This is a genomic window from Georgenia satyanarayanai, assembly GCF_009193135.1.
Taxonomy (GTDB): domain Bacteria; phylum Actinomycetota; class Actinomycetes; order Actinomycetales; family Actinomycetaceae; genus Oceanitalea; species Oceanitalea satyanarayanai.
Genome location: NZ_VUKC01000002.1, coordinates 376,517 through 398,799, shown reverse-complemented (window position 1 = coordinate 398,799; position 22,283 = coordinate 376,517). Strand labels below are relative to the sequence as shown.

At 72.6% G+C, this 22,283-nt stretch carries 18 protein-coding genes and 2 riboswitches; of the genes, 13 read left to right on the top strand and 5 right to left on the bottom strand.

Annotated elements, in window-relative coordinates:
* Window positions 1-11 precede the first annotated feature (11 nt).
* Window positions 12-106: riboswitch (SAM riboswitch) on the bottom strand.
* A 130-nt stretch (window positions 107-236) separates the two neighbouring features.
* Both GD632_RS04425 and GD632_RS04420 read left to right on the top strand, forming a co-directional pair.
* Window positions 237-791, top strand: a complete 555-nt coding sequence (locus GD632_RS04425; RefSeq protein WP_152189114.1) for a hypothetical protein — start codon at window positions 237-239, stop codon at window positions 789-791.
* Between the two features lie 126 nt (window positions 792-917).
* A complete protein-coding gene (locus GD632_RS04420; RefSeq protein WP_152189112.1) occupies window positions 918-1,175 on the top strand; it encodes a hypothetical protein in 258 nt (85 codons plus the stop codon).
* 89 nt (window positions 1,176-1,264) lie between these two features.
* On the opposite strand, the gene GD632_RS04415 is transcribed toward GD632_RS04420, so the two are convergent.
* Window positions 1,265-2,260, bottom strand: coding sequence for an endonuclease/exonuclease/phosphatase family protein (locus tag GD632_RS04415; protein ID WP_152189110.1), 996 nt, complete (start codon window positions 2,258-2,260; stop codon window positions 1,265-1,267).
* A gap of 114 nt (window positions 2,261-2,374) precedes the next feature.
* Here GD632_RS04415 and hrpA point away from each other — a divergent pair, with 114 nt between their 5' ends.
* On the top strand, window positions 2,375-6,622 hold the full coding sequence (gene hrpA / locus GD632_RS04410; protein WP_152189108.1) for an ATP-dependent RNA helicase HrpA: 4,248 nt from the start codon (window positions 2,375-2,377) through the stop codon (window positions 6,620-6,622).
* A gap of 211 nt (window positions 6,623-6,833) precedes the next feature.
* On the top strand, window positions 6,834-8,753 hold the full coding sequence (locus tag GD632_RS04405) for a SpoIID/LytB domain-containing protein (RefSeq protein ID WP_193311334.1): 1,920 nt from the start codon (window positions 6,834-6,836) through the stop codon (window positions 8,751-8,753).
* A gap of 86 nt (window positions 8,754-8,839) precedes the next feature.
* On the opposite strand, the gene GD632_RS04400 is transcribed toward GD632_RS04405, so the two are convergent.
* Window positions 8,840-9,970, bottom strand: a complete 1,131-nt coding sequence (locus GD632_RS04400; RefSeq protein ID WP_152189104.1) for an NAD(P)-binding domain-containing protein — start codon at window positions 9,968-9,970, stop codon at window positions 8,840-8,842.
* 153 nt (window positions 9,971-10,123) lie between these two features.
* On the opposite strand from GD632_RS04400, the gene GD632_RS04395 reads away from it, so the two are divergent.
* Window positions 10,124-10,723, top strand: coding sequence for a GNAT family N-acetyltransferase (locus tag GD632_RS04395; protein ID WP_152189101.1), 600 nt, complete (start codon window positions 10,124-10,126; stop codon window positions 10,721-10,723).
* Between the two features lie 127 nt (window positions 10,724-10,850).
* Here the strand turns inward: GD632_RS04395 and GD632_RS04390 are convergent, their stop codons facing one another.
* The 3 genes from GD632_RS04390 to GD632_RS04380 are packed head-to-tail and all read right to left on the bottom strand — an operon-like array spanning window position 10,851 to window position 13,601.
* A complete protein-coding gene (locus tag GD632_RS04390) occupies window positions 10,851-11,846 on the bottom strand; it encodes a Gfo/Idh/MocA family protein (RefSeq protein WP_152189099.1) in 996 nt (331 codons plus the stop codon).
* A 23-nt stretch (window positions 11,847-11,869) separates the two neighbouring features.
* A complete protein-coding gene (locus tag GD632_RS04385) occupies window positions 11,870-12,700 on the bottom strand; it encodes an endo alpha-1,4 polygalactosaminidase (RefSeq protein WP_152189095.1) in 831 nt (276 codons plus the stop codon).
* A gap of 25 nt (window positions 12,701-12,725) precedes the next feature.
* Window positions 12,726-13,601, bottom strand: coding sequence for a MurR/RpiR family transcriptional regulator (locus tag GD632_RS04380; RefSeq protein WP_152189093.1), 876 nt, complete (start codon window positions 13,599-13,601; stop codon window positions 12,726-12,728).
* A 146-nt stretch (window positions 13,602-13,747) separates the two neighbouring features.
* Between GD632_RS04380 and murQ the strand changes: the two genes are divergently transcribed.
* From murQ to GD632_RS04340, 8 genes are all read left to right on the top strand, one after another.
* On the top strand, window positions 13,748-14,704 hold the full coding sequence (gene murQ, locus GD632_RS04375) for an N-acetylmuramic acid 6-phosphate etherase (protein WP_152189091.1): 957 nt from the start codon (window positions 13,748-13,750) through the stop codon (window positions 14,702-14,704).
* Complete coding sequence (locus GD632_RS04370; protein ID WP_152189089.1) at window positions 14,704-16,023, top strand: ABC transporter substrate-binding protein; 1,320 nt, start codon at window positions 14,704-14,706, stop codon at window positions 16,021-16,023. Before murQ ends, GD632_RS04370 begins: the two co-directional genes overlap by 1 nt.
* Window positions 16,020-16,994: a carbohydrate ABC transporter permease gene (locus GD632_RS04365; protein WP_226924555.1), complete on the top strand. Its 975-nt coding sequence runs from the start codon at window positions 16,020-16,022 to the stop codon at window positions 16,992-16,994. Before GD632_RS04370 ends, GD632_RS04365 begins: the two co-directional genes overlap by 4 nt.
* Window positions 16,991-17,896, top strand: coding sequence for a carbohydrate ABC transporter permease (locus tag GD632_RS04360; RefSeq protein ID WP_226924554.1), 906 nt, complete (start codon window positions 16,991-16,993; stop codon window positions 17,894-17,896). Before GD632_RS04365 ends, GD632_RS04360 begins: the two co-directional genes overlap by 4 nt.
* 4 nt (window positions 17,897-17,900) lie before the next feature.
* The gene (locus tag GD632_RS04355; RefSeq protein WP_152189087.1) at window positions 17,901-18,863 is read left to right on the top strand and encodes an N-acetylglucosamine kinase; all 963 of its coding nucleotides are present in this window, start codon (window positions 17,901-17,903) and stop codon (window positions 18,861-18,863) included.
* A gap of 630 nt (window positions 18,864-19,493) precedes the next feature.
* Window positions 19,494-19,667, top strand: a riboswitch (cyclic di-AMP (ydaO/yuaA leader).
* 144 nt (window positions 19,668-19,811) lie between these two features.
* Window positions 19,812-20,504: a C40 family peptidase gene (locus GD632_RS04350; RefSeq protein WP_226924552.1), complete on the top strand. Its 693-nt coding sequence runs from the start codon at window positions 19,812-19,814 to the stop codon at window positions 20,502-20,504.
* Between the two features lie 312 nt (window positions 20,505-20,816).
* Window positions 20,817-21,443 (top strand): DUF305 domain-containing protein, encoded by a 627-nt coding sequence (locus tag GD632_RS04345; RefSeq protein ID WP_226924550.1) that lies wholly within the window; start codon window positions 20,817-20,819, stop codon window positions 21,441-21,443.
* 189 nt (window positions 21,444-21,632) lie between these two features.
* Complete coding sequence (locus GD632_RS04340) at window positions 21,633-22,166, top strand: DUF305 domain-containing protein (protein WP_193311352.1); 534 nt, start codon at window positions 21,633-21,635, stop codon at window positions 22,164-22,166.
* Window positions 22,167-22,283 lie beyond the last annotated feature (117 nt).

Below are 22,283 nucleotides of genomic sequence, written 5' to 3'. Positions count from 1 at the left end.
TCACGAACACTCTCCCATCGGGCCTGGCGGAAGCACCCGCACCCGTGGAGACGGGGGGTTGCTGCGGCGTCGTCGAGCCAGGACTCTCGGCCGCTCTGGATGGTGGTGCGATCGTCGCGGCGCGGTGACCGCGTGACCAAAGGCCATCCGGGATGCGAGACAGCGCGCCCGTCGGAGCGACGCCGATGAGACACCGACGCCGCGGAGCGCGCTCTGGCCCCGCGTACCGTGGGCCCATGACCACCAGACGGCACGACGAGGTCATCGGCGCGGACACGGTCGCCCGCGCCACCGGCCGCGCCCGCAAGGACTGGTTCGGCCTGCTCGACGCCGCCGGCGCGGAGGACTGGGCGCACCAGCGGATCGCGGAGTGGCTCGTCACCGAGCACGACGTCGACGGCTGGTGGGCGCAGAGCCTCACCGTCGGCTACGAGCAGGCGCGCGGGATGCGGCTGCCGGGGCAGCGGCAGGACGGCACCTTCGACGCCAACGTGTCGAAGACCGTGGGGGCGCCCGCCGAGGAGACGTTCGCGCACGTCGTCGACGACGCGCTGCGCACGGCGTGGGTGCCGGGCTGGCAGGTGGTGAGCGCCAGTGCGCCGCGGCGGGCCCGGATCACCGACGACGACGGTGCGCGCGTGGTCGTCGAGCTCGCCGCCGGCGCCGGGAAGGTCCGGGTGGCGGTCCAGCACGGCCGGCTCCCGGACGTGGACGCCGTGGCCGAGTGGAAGGACTTCTGGCGGGCGGCGCTCGGCCGGCTCGCCGATCGCGCGACCGACGGCGGCGCGTAGTCCCCGGCCCTCGACCTCCCCGGTCGTCCTCCGAGCACCCTCATCTGCGCACGTCCGGGTGAGGGCAACCGAGGAACTCACCACGCCGCGCGGCACCGCCCCCTAGCGTGTGTCCATGGGGAGGCCATGGGGTATGACACGAGCGGCGGCACGGTGACCGGGGTCGAGCTGTCCTGCTTCCAGAACGACACGCTGACCTTCTACGTCGAGGTCATGCGCGAAAGTGGCCCCACCTACAGCCTGGACGGCACCGAGGTCGACGTCACCTGCGTCGACGGCGCGCACACCGAGGAGGTCGACACCACGGGTGCCGACTCCGTGCGGATCGGTGTCTCCGGAGCCGAGAACCAGGGCGCGTGGAGCGCCGTGTTCCTCGGCGAGTAGGCCGGCCGCCGGCCGTACGCCGGCACCTCGAGGGACAACTCAGCCCTCGGCGCTACCTGCGCTCTCGGCGGGGACGGGGTTCGGCGGGACTACTTTGGGGAGATCTGGGCGACGACGGCGCGGTGGTCGCTCTCCCCGACCTCGAGGACGGCGGCCGCGTCCACGGTGTAGACATCCCCGTCCACGAGGACGTGGTCGATGTGGGCGCCCACGAGCCGCGGCATGTGGGCCGGCCACGTCGCCACACCGCCGACGCCGCCCTCGGAGGACGCGTCGACGCACGAACCGATGTCCCGCATCGGGGCGTGGTCGAGGGTCGCGTTGAAGTCACCCGCGACGACGACGCCCGGCTCGCTGCGGCACGGCTCGGTGGCGGCCTCGAGGTCGGTGCGCCAGCGCTCCATCGCCGGCCCGGGCGCGTGCGGGCTCATCGGGTGCACTCCCACGAGGACGGGCCCCGTGCCGTCCACCGGCTCCGCGCGGACCGCGCCGTGCGCCGTCGTCGGGGGCGGGGCGGGGGCGTACTCGCCGAGCTCCTCGCTCACGAGGAGCGCCGTCGAGCTCGCGTCCCACTCCCCGGTGCGCTCGGCGAAGAGCTGGAAGGCGGCGCCGGTGCGCTCGGTGAGTCCGTCGGCGATGGCCCGGGCGCTGTCCGCGGAGGTCTCCGGGAGGACGAGGACGTCCGCACCCACGTCGGCGGCGGCGTCGGCCACCTGCGCGGGGGTGGAGCCACCGCCCAGGGTGTTGAGGGTGAGGACCGTGACGGCGCCGTCGCGCGCCGCGGGCAGCGGCTCGTCACCGAGGCCGCGCGACCACAGCACCCCGGCGTGCCCCAGGCCCACGCCGAGCAGCACCACGGCCAGCACGGTGCGCCGCGGCCACCGGCGCCCGAGCAGCGCCGCGAGGAGGACTCCGAGCAGCAGCACCCCGCCGAGCACGACGAACCCGGCCACGAGGTAGGGACGCATGGCGATCGCCTGCGTGACGGGGATGTGCGTCGACATCCCCAGCCGCGCGGGGTCGAGGGTGAGCACGGCCGCGACGGCCAGGGCGAGGGTGAGGACCCAGCCGAAAAGCTTGAACACCGCGCCATTGTCCACCGCCGGCCGGCAGCCTCGGTGGGGACCTCGCCGCCCCCGCCGTTCACCCGGAGGAAACGGGGTGCCCCCGGCGTCCGGGATCGGAGAGAATGGTCGACCGTGACCACGGAGCGGGGCGCCGCGCAGCACGCCGACGGCGGAAGGCCGCCCAGGCGAGCCGACGACGGCGGGCGCGGCGGGCGCCGTCGCCGCTCCGGTGGCCGCCGCCCGGCCGAGCACCGCGGGCACTCCCCCGAGCAGCTGGAGGCGCGCCGCGCCGCCGTCCCGACGATCACCTACCCCGAGCAGCTGCCCGTCTCCGCGCGCCGCGAGGAGATCGCCGCGGCGATCCGGGACAACCAGGTCGTCATCGTCTCCGGGGAGACCGGCTCGGGGAAGACGACCCAGCTGCCGAAGATCTGCCTCGAGCTGGGCCGGGGCGTCACCGGCACCATCGGGCACACCCAGCCGCGCCGCATCGCCGCCCGGACCGTCGCCGAGCGCATCGCCGAGGAGCTCGAGGTGTCGCTCGGCGGCGCGGTCGGCTACCAGGTCCGCTTCACCGACGAGGTCGGGCCCACGACGCTCGTCAAGCTCATGACCGACGGCATCCTCCTCGCCGAGATCCAGCGCGACCCGATGCTGCGCCGCTACGACACGATCATCGTCGACGAGGCCCACGAGCGGTCCCTCAACATCGACTTCATCCTCGGCTACCTCGCCCGCCTGCTGCCGCGCCGCCCCGACCTCAAGGTCGTCATCACCTCCGCGACCATCGACTCCGCCCGGTTCGCCGCCCACTTCGGCCGCGACGGCGAGGACGGCGAGCGGGTCCCGGCGCCCGTCGTCGAGGTCTCCGGACGCACCTACCCCGTCGAGGTCCGCTACCGGCCCCTCGTCCCCGACACCGACGACGACGGCGAGGACGACGCACCCGCCACCCGCGAGGAGGAGCTCGACCAGCCGACGGCGATCAGCCGCGCCGTCGACGAGCTCCTCGCCGAAGGGCCCGGCGACATCCTCGTCTTCCTCTCCGGCGAGCGGGAGATCCGGGACACCGACGTCGCGCTCGCCGAGCACCTCGGGCCCCGGTACGCGGGCCGGGCGAGCGCCGGCCAGCCCGGCGTCGTCGAGGTCGTCCCCCTGTACGCGCGCCTGTCCGCCGCGGAGCAGCACCGGGTCTTCGAGCCGCACCGCCACCGGCGCGTCGTGCTCGCGACGAACGTCGCCGAGACCTCCCTGACGGTGCCGGGGATCCGTTACGTCGTCGACCCGGGAACGGCGCGCATCTCCCGCTACTCCAACCGCACCAAGGTGCAGCGGCTGCCGATCGAGGCGATCTCCCAGGCGAGCGCGAACCAGCGCTCGGGCCGCTGCGGCCGCGTGGCCGACGGCGTCGCCATCCGCCTCTACTCGCGCACCGACTACGAGTCGCGGCCGGAGTTCACCGAGCCGGAGATCCTCCGCACCTCCCTGGCCTCGGTCATCCTCCAGATGGCGGCGCTCGGGCTCGGCGACGTCGAGGACTTCCCCTTCGTCGACCAGCCCGACACCCGCGCGGTGCGTGACGGCGTCCAGCTGCTCGTCGAGATCGGGGCGCTCGAGGCCGCCGACGAGGACGCCCGTCCGGGCGGGGCGGGACGGCACCGGCTCACCGCCGTCGGGCGCCAGCTCGCCCGCCTGCCGATCGACCCGCGGCTCGGGCGCATGCTCCTGGAGGCGCAGCAGAACGGCTGCGCGGCCGAGGTCATGGTCATCGTCGCGGCGCTGTCGGTGCAGGACGTGCGCGAGCGGCCCACCGAGCACCAGCAGGCCGCCGACGCCAAGCACCGCCGCTTCACCGACCCGACCTCCGACTTCCTCGCCTACCTCAACCTCTGGCGCTACCTGCGCACCCAGCAGCGCGACCTGTCCGGCTCGGCGTTCCGGCGGCTGTGCCGGGCGGAGTACCTCAACTACCTGCGGGTGCGCGAGTGGCAGGACGTCGTCAGCCAGCTGCGCCAGCTCGCCAAGCCCCTCGGCCTCACCATGCGGCCGCTCGCGCTGCCCCACGCCGACGAGGTCGGTGAGGACCCCGCGGCGGCCGCCGTCGCCGTCGGGCAGTCCTCCGACGCCGCGAGCGCCGACGCGATCCACCAGTCGCTGCTCGTGGGCCTGCTGTCCAACCTCGGCAGCTACGACGAGCGCCGCCGCGAGTACGCCGGAGCGCGCGGCACGCGCTTCGTCGTGTGGCCCGGCTCGGGGCTGGCGAAGAAGACCTACGACTGGGTGATGGCCGCCGAGCTGGTCGAGACGTCGCGGCTGTTCGCGCGGACCGCCGCGCGCATCCAGCCCTCGTGGGTGGAGCCGGCCGCCGCGCACCTGACGAAGAAGGTCCACTCCGAGCCGTACTGGTCCGCCCGGCAGGGCGCGGCCATGGTCCACGAGAAGGTCCTCCTCTACGGGATGACGCTGGTCGCGGACCGGACCGTGCCGCTCGCGAGCGTCGGCACCACCTCCGCCCGCGCGCTGGCCCGCGAGCTGTTCATCCGGCACGCGCTCGTCCAGGGCGAGTGGCGCACCCACCACAAGTTCTGGGCCCACAACCGCGAGCTGCTCGCCGAGGCCGAGGAGCTGGAGAACCGCACCCGCCGCCGGGACCTCGTCATCGACGAGAACGGCATCTACGACTTCTACGACGAGCGCCTGCCCGAGTCGGTCGTCAGCACCCGGCACTTCGACTCGTGGTGGAAGAAGCACCGCCACGAGGAGCCGGAGCTCCTCGACTTCACCCGCGAGCTCCTCTTCGGCGGCGAGCCGGACGTCACCTCGGGCGACTTCCCCGACACGTGGAAGCAGGGCGACCTCACCCTGCCCCTCACCTACCAGTTCGAGCCCGGCACCGCCGCCGACGGCGTCACCGTCCACGTGCCGATCAGCGTGCTCGGGCGGCTGCGTCCCGACGGCTTCGACTGGCTCGTGCCCGGGCTGCTGCCCGACCTCGCCGTCGCGACGATCCGCTCGCTGCCCAAGAAGGTGCGCGTCCAGCTCGTGCCGGCCCCCGACGTCGCCCGCGAGGTGCTCGCGCTGCTGCCGCCGTGGCCGGAGGTGGCGCCCGCGCCCTTCGGCGCGCCGTCCTTCCGGGAGGCGTTCACCGCCGCCGTCGCCATGGCGCGCGACGTCGAGCTCCCCGCCGACGCCTGGGACGAGGAGAAGCTGCCCTCCCACCTGCGCCTCACCTTCCGCGTCGTCGACGACACGGGCAAGGTCCTCGGGGAGAGCACCTCCCTGCCCACGCTCCAGCGGCGCCTCGCCGCGCAGACCCAGGCCGCCGTGCGCAGTGCCGTCAAGGGCGCCGTCCAGCTGGCGATGGAGGAGGCCCGCGGGCAGTCGGGCGGGACGAGGACGACGACGGCGCAGGCAGCGCCGTCGGGAACCGCCCCCGCCGCGGGCGTGCGCCCGTCGGTGCCGGCTCTCGCGGAGGAGCACGGGCTCGCCGGGTGGCCCGCGGTCGGCACGATCCCGGCCCAGGTGGAGTCGACCGGACCGCAGGGTCTGCTCGTGCGCGGGTACCCGGCGCTCGCCGAGGTGGCCGCCGAGCGGGGGAAGCCGCCACGGGTGGACCTCCTCGTCCTCGCCGACTCCCGTGAGCAGGGGCGCGCGCACCGGCGCGGCGTGCGGCGCCTGCTGCTGCAGGAGACGGCGCTGGCGAGCGCGCGCGTGACGTCCCGCTGGACCGGCCGCGAGGCGCTCACCCTTGCCGCCAGCCCCTACCGCGACACCGAGTCCCTCGTGGCGGACGTCCAGCTGGCCGCCGTGACGGCGCTGGCCGACGAGTGGGTCGCGGCGCACGGCGGCCGCGAGCCGATGGACGCCCCTCGCTACGGGCAGCTGCGCGACGCCGTCCGCGCGGGCCTCGAGGAGCGGGTCTACCGGGTGGTGGGCCAGGTGGTGGCGGCGCTCGAGGCGCAGCGCGAGCTCGAGGCCTCGGTCAGGGACGCGACCTCGATGTTCCTCCTCAACACCCTCACCGACGTGCGCGACCAGGCCGCGCGGATCGTCTACCCCGGCTTCGTCTCCCGCACCCCGCCCGACCGCCTCGCCCACCTCCCGCGCTACCTGCGGGCCGCCCGGCGGCGGGTCGAGCGCGCGAAGGACAACGTCCACCAGGACGCCAACCTCGCCTGGCGCGTGGGCGAGCTGGAGGAGGAGTACGAGGCCGCGGCCTCCGCCGCCCGCCACGCGACGGCCGACCCCTCGCGCGCCGCGACGCTGGAGGAGGTGCGCTGGCTCATCGAGGAGCTGCGCGTCAGCCTCTTCGCCCAGCAGCTCGGCACCCCGGTCAAGGTGAGCGAGAAGCGCATCCGCAAGCTGCTCGCCAGCGCCTGACCCACCGGCCTCTCGTCCGGGACGCACATCCCGTCAGGCAGCAAGCGCTTGCCAGCGCCCTGGACCGGACGGGATGTGCGTCCCAGGGTGGCCCGGCGGGGCACCTGCCCTGCCCCCGAATGCCATTCTTCGCCGAGGGGCAGACGGGCGTCGGTGCCGGCGCTTATCCTCGATCGGAGACACTCCGACTCCTGAACCTGCCGAGGCCGCCATGCGTTCCGTCCGTCGTCTTCTCTCCTCCGCCCTGGCGGCGGTCCTCGCCCTCGGGGTGGTCGTCGGCCTGCCCGGCGCGGCCTCCGCCGAGGAGAGCTACCCCCGCCCGAGCTCCGGCTCGTGGGAGATCCAGGGGCGCGGCTGGGGCCACGGCATCGGCATGTCCCAGTGGGGCGCGCAGGGTGCGGCCCTCCAGGGGCTGACCTACCGGCAGATCCTCGGGTTCTACTACCCGGGGACCTCCGTCGGCTCGGTGGGCAACAGCACGCTGCGGGTGCGCCTCATGGCCCATCAGGACACGGGGTCGGTGACCCTGTGGGCCCCGCAGGGGGCGGCCCGCCTCCAGGTCGCGGGCGCGGGCAACACCACCCGCTCCTACGCGGGCGGGTACGTCACCGTCGACCGCAGGGAGAACGACCGCTTCTGGGTCCGTCACACGACGGCCGACGGCAGCGCCGGCCCGGTCCATGCCTTCACCGCGACCGAGCTCACCGTCACCGCCCGCGACACCAACAACGACAACGTCGGAGCGGTGGTCGGCTCGAGCTCCTCACGCGGCACCTGGTACCGCGGGACGATCCAGCTGGTCCGCGAGAACAGCACGCTGTTCGACGTGCGCAACCACGTCGCGCTCGAGCAGTACCTGCGCGGCGTCGTCCCGCACGAGAGCCCGTCGTACTGGGAGATGGACGCCCTCAAGGCCCAGGCGGTCGCCGCCCGGAGCTACGTCCTCGCCGAGATCGCCGGCAACAGCGCCGGACTCACCTGTGACACGACGAGCTGCCAGGTGTACCGCGGCCGCGCGGTCGTCGACCGCGCCGGCGGCGCCGTCGTCACCCCCCAGGAGTTCGCCAGCACGAACACCGCGGTCGCCGAGACCGCGGGCGAGGTGCGCACCTACGGCGGCGCGGTGGCGTTCACGCAGTTCTCCGCGACGAACGGCGGGTGGTCCAAGGCGAGCACCCGCCCCTACCTCGTCGCCAAGGCCGACCCCTACACCGGCACCGCCCCCGGGGACACCCGCACCACGTGGACCGGCCGGCTGAGCGTGAGCACCGTCGAGGCCTACTGCCCGAGCGGGGGGCGCCTGCAGAACCTCGTCATCACCAAGCGGGACGGCAACGGCGCCTTCGGCGGCCGCATCACCGAGGGCCGGGTCGAGTGCAGCACGGGGGACCGCACGCTGACCAACTTCCGCTTCGACCAGTTCAGCGAGTGGTGGCGCGTCACCCCGCCGCCCACCGGGTTCTTCCTGTCCAACACGCTCGGCGGCGAGGCCGAGATCGTCTTCCAGTACGGCCGGGACGGCGACGAGGTCCTCATCGGTGACTGGGACGGCAACCGCACCGACACCATCACGCTCCGCCGCGGCAAGACCTTCTACGTGAGCAACACCCTGCGCGGCGGCAACGCCGACTACTCCTTCCCCTACGGGCGGGAGAACGACGTCATCCTCATCGGTGACTGGGACGGGGACGGGCGCGACTCCATCGCCGTGCGCCGCGGCCGCGAGTACCACATCCGCAACGACAACCGCTCGGGCCCGGCGCAGCGCGTCGTCACCTACGGGCACGCGGACGACGACGTCCTCGTGGGTGACTGGAACGGCGACGGGCGCGACACCCTCGCCGTGCGCCGCGGCAACGTCTACCACGTGAAGAACTCGCTCTCCGGTGGCGACGCCGACGCCGTCATCACCTACGGCCGCGCGGACGACGACGTCATCGTCGGGGACTGGGACGGCAACGGGCGCGACACCTTCGGGGTGCGCCGCGGCAACGTCTACCACCTGAAGAACTCGATCAGCGGCGGCGACGCCGACCGCGTCGTCACCTTTGGCCGGGACACCGACGAGGTGCTCGTCGGCGACTGGAACGGCGACCGCCGCGACACCCTCGGCCTGCGCCGCCTCGGCTGAGGCACCCCACCGAGAGCCGGACTCCTCCCGAGGAGTCCGGCTCTCGGCGTCGGGGGCCCGTTCCGCCGACAGCCGGACTCCTCCGTCTAGTCCTGGGCGAGGAGGGTGTCGATCTCCCGGACGGCGTCCCGACCGGCCCGGTTCGCGCCGATCGTCGACGACGACGGCCCGTACCCGACGAGGTGCACGCGCGGCTCCTCGGCCACCCGGGTGCCGTCCATGACGATCCCACCCCCGTGGCCGCGCAGCCGCAGCGGCGCGAGGTGGTCGAGCTGGGCGCGGAACCCGGTCGCCCACAGGATGACGTCGGCAGCCTGCTCGGTGCCGTCCGCCCAGCGCACGCCGTCGGGAACGATCCGCTCGAACATGGGCCGGCGGTCCAGGGCGCCGCGCTCCGCCGCCGCCCGGAGCGACGGTGTCCACAGCAGCCCGGTCACCGAGACCACCGAGCGCGGGGGCAGCCCTGCCCGGACCCGCTCCTCGACCATGGCGACCGCCTCGCGTCCCTCGTCGGGTCCGAACGGGCCGTCGCGCCAGACGGGCTCGCGGCGGGTGACCCACGTCGTCGACGTCACCTGGGAGAGCTCGGCGAGGAACTGGACCGCCGAGATCCCGCCCCCCACGACAACGACGTGCCGGCCGCCGAGCTCGTCGGCACTGACGTAGTCGGCGGTGTGGAGCTGACGGCCGAGGAAGGTCTCTCGACCCGGGTAGTAGGGCCAGTAGGGGCGCTGCCACGTGCCGGTGGCGTTGATGACCGCGCGGGCGACCCAGGTGCCACGGTCGGTGCGCACGCGCAGCGCGCCGCGCGGATCGTCGTCGGCGCGGTCGACCGACTCCACACGTACCGGTCGTTCCACGGGCAGGTCGAAGCGCTCCTCGTACTGCGCGAAGTACCGCGGCAAGGCGGCGTTCGACGGCTCGCAGTCGTCCGGCGGGTCCTGCTCCATGCCGGGCAGGTCGTGGATACCGTTGACCGTCGCCATGCGCAGCGAGTCCCAGCGGTGGCGCCACGCCCCGCCCGGACCCTCCTCGCCGTCGAGGACGACGAAGCTGCGCGGGTGCTCCTCCAGCGCGGACCGGTAGCCGCGCCGCTGCAGGTGGTAGGCCGCCGACAGCCCCGCTTGCCCGGCGCCGATGACGACGACGTCGGCCGTGCGCGCGGCGTCGGCGTGGCCCGGGGCGCGCAGCGGCTGGTCGAGGAGAACAGGGGGCATGTCGTGGTCAACACGACCCGGTGCCACTTCCTTCCACCGGCCACCCCGCCGCCCCCACACCTTCGCAATTGGTCGCCTCCGTGACGGTTCGCCGGCCATAACCGTCAGTCAGGTGACCAATTGCGACGTTCGGGGGGCTCTAGGATTCGTTGGGTGAGCTTCACGGCGGCCCCCACCCTCACCGGCACCCTCGTCACGCTCGAGCCGCTCCGGCAGGACCACGCGGATGAGCTGGGCACGGCCGTCCAGGACGGGCGCCTCCACGAGCTCTGGTACACCCGCGTCCCCTCCCCCGAGGCCATGCACGACGACGTCGCGGCCCGCCTGGCCCAGCACGCCGCCGGCCGCGTGGTCCCGTGGGTGCTGCGACGCAACGCCGACGGCGCCGCCCTCGGCGTGACGACCTTCCTCAACATCCGCGAGGACAACCGCCGCCTCGAGATCGGCTCGACGTGGGTCGCCGCGAGCGCCCAAGGAACCGGCGTCAACACCGAGGCCAAGCTGCTCCAGCTCACCCACGCCTTCGAGACCCTCGGGTGCATCGCCGTCGAGCTGCGCACCCACTGGCACAACCACCGCTCCCGGCGGGCGATCGCGAGCCTCGGCGCGAAGCAGGACGGGGTGCTGCGCCACCACGACGTGTGGCGCGACGGCACCGTCCGGGACGTCGTCGTCTTCTCGATCATCGACCGCGAGTGGCCCACCGTGCGGCTCGGCCTCACGGAGAAGCTGCGTGCCCGCGCCGCGCGCTGACCGCCACACACCCCCGTCGCCCCACGTCGCACTCGGTCGCCCCACGTCGCAATTGGTCGCCTTACTGACGGTTCGCCGGCCATAACCGTCAGTCAGGTCACCAATTGCGAAGGTTTGGGGGGCGTGGTCAGGGAAGGGTGATGGCGTTCGCGGCGCGGTAGTCGGCGAGCAGGGCGTCGACGACCCGGGCGGTGCGGACGGCGCTGTGCCCCGTGCTCGGGCACGTCCCGTGGCCGGTGAGCTCGTCCACCACGGTCTGGATGAGCGGCAGCTGGACGGTAGCGGGGTAGGGGGCCTCGATGCGGCGCTCACCCTCGGCGGTGGTGAGCAGGATCGGCTCCTGGCCGAAGGTGGAGAACTGCAGCGAGCCGGCACTGCCGAGGATCCGGATCTCGTCGCGCTGCTCCTGGGTGCCGTAGCTCCACAGGCCGCTGCCGAGCGCCCCGGACTCCAGCTCGAAGGACGTGCTGACGACGTCCTCGGCGAGCGTCGCCCGGCCGAAGCGCGTCGCGTGCCCCGTCACCGAGGCGACCGGGCCGAGGAGGTGGTCGAGGAGGTCGAGGGTGTGGGAGGCGAGGTCGACGAAGTGCCCGCCCCCGCTGACCTCCGGCCGCACCCGCCAGGGCGCGTCGGCGCCGTCGTCGATGACGGCCGGCTTGGAGGCGTGGACGGCGACGGCGTGGACGGTACCGATGACGCCGTCGTCGAGCATCTCCCTGACGGTGACGAAGCGCGGCATGGCGCGGCGGTAGTAGGCAACGAAGAGCGGCAGCCCCGTGCGCTCGGACGCGGCGATCATGTCCTCGCACTCGGCGGTGGTCCGCGCCATCGGCTTCTCGACGTAGACGGGCTTGCCGGCCTCGAGGACGCGGACGGCGTAGTCGCGGTGGGAGTCGGGCGGGGTGGCGACGTAGACGGCGTCGACCTCCTCGTCGTGGATGAGGGCGTCGGCGTCGGCGTACCAGCGCGGGACGCCGTGGCGGCGGGCGTAGTCGGCAGCCTTCTCCCCGTCGCGGCGCATGACCGCGACGAGGGAGGACCGCTCGGCCTGCTGGAAGCCCGGTCCGCTCTTGACCTCGGTGACGTTCCCGACGCCGATGATGCCCCACCGCACTGTGTCCACCGCGTGATGGTAGCGGTGGAGGGCTACGTCGTCGGGCACTGCAGGCGGACGTACCCCTCGGCCGCCGGACCGACGAGGAGCCGGTCGCGCAGGACCGTGAGCGGCGCACGCCCGGGCGTCGCGCACAGCTCGTCGAACGAGCGGCCGCCGTCGTACTCGACCTGCAGGACGTGGGCGCCGTAGACCGCCCGGTAGGCACCGCACTCCTCGAACGCCGCGCACTCCTCGACGACCGCGAGGTCGAACCCGACCTCGTCGCGGCCGACGGCGCCGAGCTCCGCCGCGTTCTTCTGCGCGATCGCGAGCCCGGCGGTGTGCGCCCGGTCCGCGTAGGCCCGGGCGAGAGCGAGCGCACCGGCGCGGTCCACGCGGTCGAAGCGGAGGAAGGTGTCGAGGTTGTCGATCTCGACGGCGTCGAAACCTGCCTCCGCGCACCCGTCGATCAGCGGGGCCACGACGGCGACGATCTCCTCACGCTGCGCGGGTGTGGACGGGTCGAGCACGGCCTCGTCCGGCCAGTCGGGATCGACGACCGGTGCGCCGTCGTCCGCGCGCAGGAGCGCCTCGGGGTGGTGGCGCTCCCAGGCGGGCAACGTGCCGGGCTGCGTCTGGAAGCCGTTGACGTAGCAGACGTTGTAGGCGCCCTCGAGGGGATCGGCCGCGGCGTCGCGCACCACGACGTCGAGCTCTCCCGGCGCGCCGTACGCCGCCCCGAGCTGGTAGTCGAAGGCGCCCGAGGTGGGTGGGAGGGCCGGTGAGGTCCCGCGCACGACGTCGCCGGGCGACACGCACCCCGCGCACGCCGCCAGGACGAGTCCGACCGCGAGGCCGGCGGCGGCCGGCACGATGCGCATCTGTGGATGCTAGACCGGCGCGGCGCTACAGGTCGGCGACGGCCTTGAAGCTGGCGTCCAGCGCCGAGCGGGTGGCGGTCATGTCGCGCATCGCGACCCCGACGAACACACAGTCGACGACGACGAGCTGGGCGATCCGGCTCGCCATCGCACCCGAGCGGAAGGTCGTCTCCCTTGTGGTCGTCACGAGGGAGATGTCGGCGGTCTGCGCGAGCTTCGAGCCGGGGTGGTTGGTGATGGCGATCGTCGTCGCGCCCTGCTCGGCAGCCAGGCGCGCGGGGGCGATGGCGTCCGGGGTGCTGCCGGAGTGCGAGACGGCGATGACGACGTCGCCCGGCCCGCGCAGCGACACGGCGGTGAGGGCGGCGTGACGGTCGTGGTGGTCGACGGCGCTGAGCCCGAGGCGCGCGAGCTTCTGGCACAGGTCCATCGCGGTGACGCCGCTCGCCCCGACGCCGATGATGTCGATCCGGCGTGCTCGGACGAGCGCGTCGACCGCCGCCTCGAGGGCGGGGATGTCGAGCATGGCGGTCGTGTCCTCGACGGCGCGCGCGTCGGCGTAGCCGATCTTCGCGACCACCTGCTCGAGGGTGTCCCCCGCGTCGAGCGTTCCCGAGATGGGCCCGCGGGCGGTGCGCCCCTCCTCGATGCCGGCCGCCTTCGCCAGCGCCAGCCGCAGCTGCGGGTAGCCGGAGAAGCCCATCCGCTTGGCGAAGCGCACGACCGTCGGCGCCGACGTGCGGCAGCGCTCGGCGAGCGCCGTGATGGACTCACGTGCCACGGAGGTCGGGTCGGCGACGACCGCCTCCCCCACGCGTCGCTCGGCAGGGCGCAGCTCGGGCAGCAGCGCGCCGATCCGGCTCACGAGCGCGGCGCCGTCCGGCGGGGCTGACTCGGCCATGAGGTCCATCCTTCGTCGTGAAACTAAGTTTGCATCTAGCCTACAAGGAGGTAAGTCCTTGACATCCCCCGGATGAGGCGGCATCGTCCTCGGGAGCAAGACTGTCACGGGCCCAGCGCCGGGAGCACCACCGAACAGGAGTCGCGATGTCGCCAGGAGAGGGCACCCGCTGGGGTGTCACCGTCGACTCGCCCACCGAGGAGCGCAACCTCGCCACCGTCGACCTCGACGTCGTGGACACCCTCGAGCTGCTCACCCTCATCAACGCCGAGGACCGGCTCGTCCCGGACGCCGTCGCCGCCAGCCTCCCCGACCTCGCCCGCCTCGTCGACGGCGCGACCGAGCGGGTCCGGGCCGGTGGCACCGTCCACTACGTCGGCGCCGGCACGAGCGGGCGCCTCGGTGTCGTCGACGCCGCCGAGCTGCTGCCGACCTTCCACCTGGAGGAGGGCGTCGTCACCGCCCACCTCGCCGGCGGGCCGCCCGCCATCGTGCGTGCCGCCGAGAACGTCGAGGACGACCGCGCCGCGGGAGCCGACGCCGTCGCGGACGTGCGCGAGCACGACGTCGTCGTCGGCCTCGCGGCGTCCGGCCGCACCCCGTACGTGGCCGGCGCGCTCGCCCACGCCCGCGAGCGCGGCGCCCTCACCGCCCTCGTCACGTCCAACCCGCGCGCCCGGCTGCTCGACGACGTCGACGTCCCGATCGTCCTCGAGACCGGCCCCGAGGCGCTGACCGGATCCACCCGGATGAAGTCGGCCACCGCGCAGAAGCTCGTCCTGCACAGCTTCTCGACCGCGCTCATGGTCCGCCTCGGGCGCACCTGGTCCAACCTCATGGTGTCGATGGTCGCGACCAACGAGAAGCTCCGGGCGCGAACCGTCACGATCCTCACCCAGGCCACCGGGCTCGGGCGCCCCGCCTGCGAGGCCGCGCTGGAGGAGGCGGACGGCGACCTCAAGGTCGCGCTCGTCATGATCCTCGCCGGCACCGACCCCATTGCCGCACGCACCGCGCTCACCGCCGCCGACGGTGTCGTCCGCACCGCCGTGCAGTCCCTGCCCGCACCGACCCCCAGCAGCCCGTCACGAAGGGAACCATGATGCAACGCCGCATTTTCGCCGCGACAGCGGTCTCCAGCCTCCTCCTCCTCGCCGCGTGCGCGCCGTCGTCGGACGCCCCCGACCCCGACGACCAGGACGCCGGCTCGGAGCAGACGGCCGACGGCGGGGAGTGCGCCGAGGACGTCAGCCTGCGGGTGTGGTCCTGGCGCACCGAGGACGCCGACGCCTACGAGACGATCTTCGACGTCTTCGAGGAGCAGAACCCCTGCATCACCGTCAACTTCCAGGCCTTCGTCAACACCGAGTACAACCAGATCCTCCAGACCGGGCTCACCGGCAGCGACGGCCCCGACGTCGCGCAGGTCCGCAGCTACGGCCTGCTCCAGCCGCTCGTCGAGGGCGGCAACCTCGTGGCGCTGGACGACATCGTCCCCGAGGTGAGCGAGTTCGACGGGACGATCCTCGCCGGCGCGCTCGGCCGTGAGGACGGGCAGACCTACGGCGTGCCCTTCGCCTCCCAGACGCTGCAGATGTACTACAACACCGCGATCTTTGAGGAGCACGGCCTGGAGGAGCCGACCACCTGGGAGGAGTTCCTCGAGGTCAACGAGACTCTCACCGAGGCGGGCGTCACCCCGATGTCGGTCGGTGGGCTGGACGCGTGGATGATGCCGATCGTCCACGACATCCTCGGCTCGGCACAGTACGGCGGTGCGGAGTTCGAGGAGGCCGTCCTCGCCGGGGACACCGACCTCACCGACCAGGCCTACGTCGACTCCCTGCAGACCGTGGTCGACGTGCAGGAGTACATGCCCGAGAACGTCGTCGGCGTCAGCTACACCGAGTCCCAGGTGCTCTTCACGACCGAGCAGGCCGCGATGTTCCCCGGCGGCTCCTTCGAGCTCGCCTTCTTCCAGGCGGAGAACCCCGACATGGAGCTCGGCGTCTTCCAGGTTCCCCCGCCCCCGGGCGCGGCGCTCGACCACCCCGTCACCCCGGCCTACGCCGACGGCAACTGGGGCCTGAGCGCCAACAGCGCCCACCCGGAGGAGGCCGAGACGCTCATCCAGTGGCTCGCCACCCAGGAGTTCGGGCAGATGGTCGCCAACGACCTCAAGCAGTTCTCCCCCGTCCCCGGCGTCACCTTCGAGGACCCGCTCATGCAGGAGATGTGGGACCTGTACCAGGAGAACCCCGCCCCCTACCTCCAGCTCGTCAACTTCCGGTACGGCGACCCGAGCGGCACCGATCTCCTCGGCGCCGGCGTCCAGGAGCTGTTCCTCGGTGACAAGGACCCGGCGCAGGTCGCGCAGGACGTCAACGACGGCCTCGCAGAGTGGTTCACCCCGGGCCAGTGACGACCACCCCCGCACAGACGGCTGCCGTGGAGCCGGGGCAGCGCCGTCGTCGTCGGCTGACGACGGCGGCGCTGCCCACCCGGGTCGCGCTCCTGTTCATCGCCCCCGCGGCGGTGCTGTTCGCCATCTTCGTGCTCTACCCGATGGTCACCGCGGTGACCTACTCGATGTACTCGTGGCGCGGCACCAGTCAGGAGGAGTTCGTGGGGCTGGCGAACTTCGTCAACCTCTTCACCTCCGAGCCGTACCGCTCGACGCTGCCGCGGGCCTTCGGGCACAACCTCCTGCTGTTCGGCGGCGCGATGGTCGTGCAGAACTCCGTGGGCCTGCTCTTCGCCGTGATCCTCCACCGCCGCGCCCGCTTCCGGCGCTTCTTCCAGGTGCTCTTCACGATGCCCTACCTCGTGAGCCCCCTCGTCGTCGGCTACCTGTGGTCGCTGCTGCTCTCCCCGTTGTTCGGCCCGGTCAATGCCGCCCTCAAGGCGGTGGGCCTGGACTCCCTCGCCCTGCCCTGGCTCGGGACGCCGGGCACCGCGCTGTGGGTCGTCGTGCTCGTGACCGCGTGGCAGTGGGTGGGCTTCCCGCTCCTCCTGTACGGGGCTGCCCTCGGCGGGCTCGCGCCCGAGCTGGACGAGGCCGCCGAGCTCGACGGCGCCTCCGGCCCGCAGCGCTTCTTCGCGATCACGCTGCCGCTCATGACGCCGGTCATCGGGACGGTCAGCGTCCTCACCTTCATCTTCTCGATGGAGGCCTTCCCGATCCCCTACGCCCTGGGTGGGTCCACCGGCGCGCCGGCGGGGGCGACCGACGTCCTGTCGCTCGTCTTCTACCGGACGGCCTTCGAGTCCGGCTCGTCCAACGCCATCGGCACGTCCTCGGCGATCGCGATCCTGCTCTTCCTGTTCATCTTCGTGCTCTCGACGGTCTTCACCCGGTGGTTCCGTCGCACCGAGAGGAGGCTGGGCCAGTGACCGCTGCCCCCGCGACGCGCCGTCCCGACGGTCTGCCGCCCGTCGTCGCCGACCCCACCGAGCGTCCGCGCCGCGGGCGCCGGGACCGGGGCTGGGCCGCGGCGGTGACGACGACGGCGCTGTGGCTCTACGCCGCCGTCGCCGTCGTGCCGCTGCTCATCATGCTGCTCAACTCGCTGCGGACGAACCGGGACCTGGCCACCCAGCCGCTCGGCCTGCCCCTGCAGCCGGACTTCACCAGCTACCAGCGGGCGTGGGTCGAGGCGTCGTTCTCGACGTACTTCCTCAACTCGATCGTCGTCACCGTCTCCTCGGTGGTCATCGCGACGGCGGTGTCGCTGCTCGCGGCCTACGCCCTGGCCCGCGCCAAGGGGCGGCTCATGTCGGTCATCGAGGCGGTCTTCGTCTCGGGCCTCATGATGCCGGTCTTCCTCATGATCGTCCCGATCTTCTACCTGCTCGACTCCTTCGGGCTCGTCTCGACCCGGACCGGGCTCGTCATGGTCTACGCGGCGGTGAGCGTGCCGTTCTCGGTCTTCGTGCTCACCACCTTCTTCCGGCAGCTGCCCGGTGAGCTGGAGGAGGCGGCGCGCCTGGACGGCGCCGGACCGTTCCGGATGTTCTGGAGCGTCATGGCCCCGCTCGTGCGCCCGGCGATCGCGACGGTGGTCGTCTTCCGCTTCGTACCGATCTGGAACGACTTCTTCTACCCGCTCATCCTCATCCGCAACCAGGACAAGTACACGCTGCCGGTGGGCCTGACGAGCTTCTTCGGGGAGTACCAGACCGACTGGTCCACCCTCTTCGCCGGGCTCGTCATCGCCACCGTGCCGCTCATCTTCCTGTTCCTCGTCGCAACCCGGCAGATCATCGCCGGCCTGACGGCGGGGATGGGAAAGTAGCGGCGTGAGCACGGTCCTCGCCGTCGACCTCGGCGGCTCCGGCTCCCGCGCGCGCCTGGCCGGCCCGGGTGGCGCGCGGGAGGCGAGCGGTGAGCGCCTGCGGGTGAGCGCGGGCGGCCTCGTCGCGGCGCCGCTCGTCACCGCGCTCGTGGAGCGACTCGGTGCCCGGGCCGGGGACGTCGACGCCGTGTGCGTCGGCTCCAGCGGCATCCTCACCCTCTCGGACGGGCCGCAGGTGGTGCTCGACGCCGTCCGCTCGGTCCTCGGCGACCTGCCGACCGTCGTCGCTTCCGACGCCGTCACCTCCGCCGTCGGTGCGCTCGACGGCCGGGCGGGCGCCGTCGTCCTCACCGGCACCGGCTCGACGGCGGTGGGCACCGACCTCGCCGGCTGCTGGCGCAAGGTCGACGGCTGGGGCCACGTCCTCGGCGACGCCGGCTCGGGCGCGTGGATCGGGATGCAGGCGCTGCAGACGGCGCTCGAGCAGCACGACGGCCGACGCACCGACGCCGCGGGCCTCCTCGCCGCCACGGTCGCCCGGCTCGGGGTGCCGGAGTCGTGGCCGCGGCAGATCTACACGCGCGAGGACCGGGCGGGGGTGCTCGCCTCCGTCGTCCCCGACGTCGTCGCCCTCGCGGCGGACGACGACGGCGTGGCCCGGGAGATCCTGCGGCGTGCCGGTCGCGAGCTCGCCCGCAGCCTCGTGGCCGCGCTGCGGGCGCCGGTCCCCCCGGTCGCGTCGTGGACGGGCGGAGTCTTCGGCGCCGCGCTGGTGCTCGAGACGATGCTGGAGGAGCTGACGCGCCTGCGGCCCGACGTCGTCCTCGAACCGCCGCGCGGCACGTCGCTTGACGGCGCCGAGCTCCTCGCCCGCCGCGCCCTGACCGGTGACCTCCAGCCGGCCGAGCCGCTGCTCACCGTCCGCCGGTCAGATGACGGGAGCTCACCGCCCGGCTCCCCTGACTGACCGGAGAATGCACGTGATGGCCAGTCAAGGCCGTCCGGGTCGCCTTCGACCCTGGCCTGGAGACGCGGCGGCACGACGTCGTCGTCCTCGGTGAGCTCCACCAGGCGCTCAGGGCCGGTGCCGGGCCGGTGGACCGGGTCGAGCACCTCACTCGCCCCAACCGTACGGTGGGGGTAGGGCTGGCGATGATCACCCGCACCATGGAGGACCTGCGGCCCCTGCGCTGGAGGAGGACCGGCAGAGACCATGGGCTTCATCGAGCGCGCCGGGTTCATCGTGTGCGGCAGGCTGCCGCTGAGCGAGATGCCCCTCCTGGCGGTACAGGCGGCGCACGCGCCACGGGGGCATCGACCGCCCGGGCCAGCAGATCGCGGTCGAGGCCGATCTCGCCGGGGTGAGTGGTGATCGTCTCCGCAGTTCTCACTGCTCGTGCTCCGTCGCCGCTCGCTTGCCCCGTGTTCGGTCGGGGCTCGCGACGTCATGGGAGAGGCCGTGAAAGTGCCTGGGCAGGAGACGTGGTGGTGATGAAGGTTTGATGAAGTCTTCCCCGAGGCCGTTATCGAACCGTGATCCTCGAGGTCGGGGTGTGTAGCGTCGCTCCTGCTTCCCGCCCCCTTCACCGGGAAGCCCACGTGCGGACGCCGAGCCCTGCCACCGCACCGTGGTCCTCGATCGTCCGTGGCAGGGACGGGGAACCCAATGTGGGCCTGCGTGCAGGTCCTTGGGGTGAAGCTCGATGACCGAGCCGGGTGTGCTCCTACCCGAACCCGACAGCTGACCTCGTAGGCGACCTGGAGAGGTTTACCCGTGACATCTAGCCACACCCGTGGACGGCACCGCGCCGAGGGCCGTCCCGTCACCGCATTCTCATCCCTGGGCCCGTGCCTGACGGGTCCGGCCGCCCGCCGTGCCGCGCTTGCCGCGGCGTCCTCCGGCCTGGTGCTGACCATGGCCACCACCACCGCCACCGCGATGGAACCGGTCCACCCCGACCCCCCGGTCGTCGACACCCAGGCGACGGCGAGCACGCAGACCGGTGACGCGGCGCAGGTCACCCACACCGTCGTGTCGGGAGACACCGTGGGGAAGCTGGCGCAGCGCTACGACAGCCCGATCTCGGCGATCATCGCGGCGAACGGCCTGAACGCGCAGGCCCTGATCATCGTCGGAGAGGTGCTGACCATCCCCCAGGGCCAGGCCAGCGGAGCGGCCCCCACCACGGCCACCTCGTCGGCGAACGGCATCGAGCGGGAGAGCGCTTCTGCCTCACGCTCGGCGGCCCGCAGCGAGGCCGCCCCGGCCAACACGTCGGGCAACGCGGTCCTGGACATCGCCTACCAGTACATCGGCACCCCCTACGTGTGGGGCGGGTCGACCCCGGCGGGCTTCGACTGCTCGGGGTTCACCCAGTACGTCTACGCCCAGGCGGGCACCTCCATCCCACGGTCCTCCTCGGCGCAGCGCAACGCGGGCACGCAGATCTCCGCCTCCCAGGCCCAGCCCGGTGACCTCGTGTGGTGGCCCGGTCACGTAGGCATCTACGTCGGGAGTGGGCAGTACATCGCGGCCTACAGCCCGGGTAACCCACTGTCGGTGCGTGACATCTACAAGGCGAACCCAACGTTCATCCGAGTGGGCTGAGCGACGGTGGGTGGCCCGCAGGTGACTGCGGGCCACCCACCAACTGTTCGGCCCTGATCCTGGCGTTGGCGTTGGGCGCGGCCACATGGGTTGGGGTCGGTGCTGGGGGCAGATGACCCCGACCGGACGCTCCGGGTCCCCGTGCCAGGAGCACCGGGATGAAGACTCGATGAAGAATACCCGTGAGCGGCTGCCCGGCGTGGTGCCTCCACCCGGCGCGTGGTTAGCCTCCTTCACGCCTCACCGATGGGCTCGCCGGCTGCGGCCGTGCCTTCTCGCCCCGTCGGTCACTTTGAGCAGATGGAGACGCTCGTGACACTCAGGACCCGACTCTGCGCCGTTGCCGGCGGGGTTGCGCTGACTCTCGCCTTGGCCGCGTGCGGTAACGGCGAACAGACCACACCGGAGGAGCCGGCTGCGGGCACCGCCACGGAGGAGACGACCGACAGCGCGACGCAGGTCGAGGACGTGCACAACGACGCGGACACGATGTTCGCCCAGATGATGCTCGTCCACCACGATGGCGCCGTCGAGATGGCCGACCTGGCCGTGGAGAAGGCCGGCAGCGAGGAGGTGCGCTCCCTCGCGGAGCGGATCTCCGCGGCGCAGGGCCCGGAGATCGAGCAGATGACGTCCTGGCTCGAGAGCTGGGGTGAGGAGACCTCCCCGATGGGCCACGAGGGCATGGACCACGGCGGCATGGACATGGAGGGGATGAGCCAGGACGAGGCCATGGCCGAGCTTGAGTCGCTGTCCGGCGCCGGGTTCGACCAGCGGTTCCTCGAGCTGATGATCGCCCACCACCGCGGCGCGGTCGACATGGCTCAGGACGAGCTCGACAGTGGGGAGAACCCCCAGGCGCTGGCACTCGCCCAGAAGATCATCGATGACCAGCAGGCCGAGATCAACGAGATGGAGGAACTCCTCCAGGGCCTGTGAGGTTCTGATCCGCCGGCGGGCGAGCGCAGGCTCGCCTGCCGGTCCATGTCGGCCTCAATAGCAGGACGGCACCCGCGAGCGAGGCAACGATGAGGACCCCAGCGCTGAATGAGAAGGAGGGTGTTTCCCATGGCCGAGCACGAACACGCGAACGATGACAACCACGACAGCCACTCGCGGACTCCGAGCATGAAGATGTACCTGCGGTTCGCTGCGATGCTCCTGACGGCGATGGTCGTTATGTACTGGGTGATGTTCGCCGGGTCGTGGGAGTGGGGCCACGTCCGCTTCAGCCAGAGCCGTGTCTTCATGGCGGTGACCATGGGGGGCGCGATGGGGCTGGTCATGCTCGCCTGGATGCTCGATATGTACAAGAACGCCAAGGCGAACGTCGTCGTCGTGGTGGTGAGTCTCGGGTTGCTGGCGGGCGGGATCGCGCTGGACCGCAGCCAGGCAACGGTGGACGACTCCGCCTTCATGCGCGCGATGATTCCTCACCACTCCCTGGCCATTACGCGGTCGGAGCGAGCCGGGCTCGAGGACGTCCGGGTCTGTGAGCTTGCCGTGGAGATCAGCGAGGCGCAGCGGCGCGAGATCTTTGAGATGGACTGGCTCATCGAGGACATCGCGGAGAACGGGGTGGCTGCGACACCGGAGGAAGCGCAGGCGCGCCCGGTGCCGGCCTTCGAGGAACCTGCAGAGCGTCAGTGCGACACGGACTGAGGTGTGTCCAGCCGGCCTTCGCCCCGTCGACGGCACCCGCTGTCAGCCCGTGCCGCTGACGCCTCGCGGATGCACAGCTCTGGGGGGGTCGTCAGCGCGCGGACCGCGTCCCGTGGG